Raw genomic sequence first — 2887 nt, forward strand, 5'->3', positions numbered from 1 at the left:
GACCGGGGAGGGGAGCGTTCCCGGGGACGGGGCGCCGCCCCCGGCGGGGTTCGGCGGTCGGGCCTCCAGTTCCGCGGACGGGCTCGGGGGGCCGGGGAGTACGGTCGTATACACTCGTTTCCATGCTGTTGGCGCGGTCCGTCGAAGAGGCCCTTCTCTATCTGGACATAAACTTCTGTTCCTGCGATCGCCCCCGTCTCGAACTGGACGGCGGAATGGACAAGCGAGAAGACGTTTTCCTCGTTGTCCACGAAGGCCGGTGTGATCGGTGCGGTGCGACGGGGCGTTTCGAGTTCGCGCTCGACACCTCGGAAGAGGTCCCTTACCCAGCCATCGGCGGAAGAACTCCCTCCCGTATCATCGCGCCGGAGGAATTTCTCCGGGTCAGCGACGACGCGGCCTCCCGTGTTCCGGTTGACGTGTCAGGGCTGTCTTCCGACGAGATCGCCGCGGCCCGTCTCCTCATGGAGAACGCGGTCACGGCTCTGGAGGAGCCGCGCGAGTTCGTTCCCGACGGTCACGTCGAGGTCCCCCGGCGGGAATCCGCCTCCGGGGCGGAGAGCGCTGCTCGGTCCGGAGCGCCCGAGCGGTTCCGGTCGGAGGAGATCGACGAACGCCTGAGGTCCTATCGCCAGGCACTCTCCCAGCTGGCGGACGCCTGATCCGGGTGGGCGGCACGCGAACGATCAGACGAGGCGGCGAGCACGAGCTGGAGATCCGCAGGTCCCGCTTCGTCTGCGCCCTGGCCAGGGTGGACACCGAGGACGCCGCTCGCGCCTTCATCGCCGAGCGCCGCAAGGAGCACTGGGGCGCCAACCACAACTGCACCGCCTACGTGCTCGGCGACCAGGGCGAGATCCAGCGCTCCAGCGACGACGGCGAGCCCTCCGGGACCGCGGGACTGCCCATGCTGGAGGTGCTGCGGCGCCGGGAGATCACCGACACCGTCGCCGTGGTCACCCGCTACTTCGGCGGGGTCAAGCTCGGCGCGGGAGGGCTGATCCGCGCCTACGGCAACGCGGTGTCCGCCGCCGTGGACGCCCTCGGGGTCCTGGAGCGCCGCGAACTCCTCGTCGTGGACGTGTTCGCCGACTACGTGCTCGGCGGGCGTCTGGAGAGCGACCTGCGCGACTCCTCCCTGACCGTGCGCGACGTCGCCTACGCCGACAGGGTCCGGATCGAGGTGGCGCTGCCCGAGGCCGACCTGCCCGGGTTCGGGGTCCGCCTGGCCGAGCTGACCGGGGGGAAGGCGGAGTTCGAGGTGCGGGGGACCACGGTCGTGGAGGTGGAGCCCTGAGCCCGCGCCACGTCCCATGGCTGTAACGACTCGCTCTCCCTGTGTCCGCCCGCCGCGGCGCGGCTTAGGATTTGCCGTAAACGTCATCGTTCGTGGGGAGAAACCGTCCATGCGCCGCTCACGGGTGCCCAGGGCCCTCACCTGTGGACTCGCGGTGCTGCTGGCCACCGCGTGCACCGGTGATCCGGAACCCTCCGCGCCCCCTCAAGGCGAGGAACCCGCCCCCGTCCCCACCGCGTTCGAGGGGCAGGCGCCGCCCGGTGTCGAGGGCGAGGTGCTGCGCTACCTGCACGGCGGTTCCGCCGACGTCCACGAGATCTTCGCCGACCCCCTCGGCGTGCGCATCAGCCCGGTCGGCGACGCCTTCCTGGTCAGCTCCGGCAGCGAGGACCGCCACCTGCTGCACGACGCCGCCACCGGCGAGACCCTGTGGGAGGGCGCGGCGCGCTTCGACGGCTTCGGCACCGACCGCGACGGCGAGCGGGTGCTGCTCATGGCGGACGCCGACGGTCTGCCGTTCGTCCTCGACGCCCGCGGGGAGCGGCTGTGGGAACCGGCGCGGGAGGGCGACGCCTACCTCGACGGCCTCGCCGTACGCCGTCCCGAGGGGTGGACTGCGGAGGAGCCCCACGGATCGTTCTCGCTGCTCGACGGCGGGGGCGGCGAGCTGTGGGACTACGAGTTCGAGGCTCCGGCCGAGCCGGAGGAGGCCGCCGAGGGCGACGGCGGGCCCGGGGAGACCGGGGCCGACGAGGAGGCGCGGGAGTCCGGGGAGCCGGCCCTGGGCGTGCCCGTGGCCGCGCGCGAGGATCTGGTCCTGCTCGCCACCGGAGGCCCCGTCCTGCACGCCCGCTCCGTCGGCGCCGACACCGCGGGCGAGGAGCTGTGGACGGTGGACGGTGAGGACGAGGAACTGGGCCTGCCCACCTCCTCCCCGGTTCCCGCGCCGCAGGTGATCGGCTTCTACACGCTTCCCGAACCGGACCCCGCCACCGAGTCCGCGAGCGAGTCGGAGTCCGCGAGCGAGTCCGCGTCCGAGGGCGCCGGGGACGGAGAGGACGGGGAGGACCCGGGGGAGGACGAGCCCGGGGGAGAGGGCGTCCTGCTGCTGCGCTGGGCCCGGTCCGAGGCGCCCTCGACCCTCTCCGCGCACGACCCCGACAGCGGCGACCTGCTGTGGACCCTGGAGGAGCCGGGCACGAACCCGGTCGCCGGGGCCTTCGACCCCGACGGCGTCGCGGGCAGCCTCTACGACGGGGCCACCGGAACCCTCCTGCTGCCCCAGGCCAGCGGTGCGGCGCCGGTGGTCGCGGTCGACCTGACCGGGGGAGAGGTCCTGTGGGGCCTGGAGGAGGAGGCGGGGTCGATCTCCCCGGCCTTCGCCTTCGACGGCCTCGTCTACGGGGACTCCCGCGCCAGCGGCGGACAGGACCGGCAGCTGGTGCTCGACGCCGTCACGATGGACGTGGTCGAGGACGAGCTCCCGGCGTATGTGGAGGCGGTCACCGAGAGCGGGCACGCCATCCTCGTGCACGACCGGCAGCGCTTCGTCTACGGTCCGCCCACGGACGAGGCGGAGGGGACCGGGGA

The 2887-nt window shown here is 72.8% G+C and carries 3 protein-coding genes; all 3 read left to right on the forward strand.

The window, feature by feature from the left end; translation table 11 throughout:
• The first annotated feature begins 122 nt into the window (after positions 1 to 122).
• Complete coding sequence (locus tag DQW06_RS15845) at positions 123 to 662, forward strand: hypothetical protein (protein ID WP_117198816.1); 540 nt, start codon at positions 123 to 125, stop codon at positions 660 to 662.
• Positions 663 to 667: 5 nt separating this feature from the next.
• Complete coding sequence (locus DQW06_RS15850; RefSeq protein WP_013156488.1) at positions 668 to 1297, forward strand: YigZ family protein; 630 nt, start codon at positions 668 to 670, stop codon at positions 1295 to 1297.
• A gap of 109 nt (positions 1298 to 1406) precedes the next feature.
• Positions 1407 to 2887, forward strand: a 1481-nt coding sequence (locus DQW06_RS15855; RefSeq protein WP_117198817.1) for a hypothetical protein, incomplete at its 3' end; no start/stop codon positions are given.

The sequence above is a fragment of the Nocardiopsis sp. TNDT3 genome, assembly GCF_003427465.1.
Taxonomy (GTDB): Bacteria; Actinomycetota; Actinomycetes; order Streptosporangiales; family Streptosporangiaceae; genus Nocardiopsis; species Nocardiopsis dassonvillei.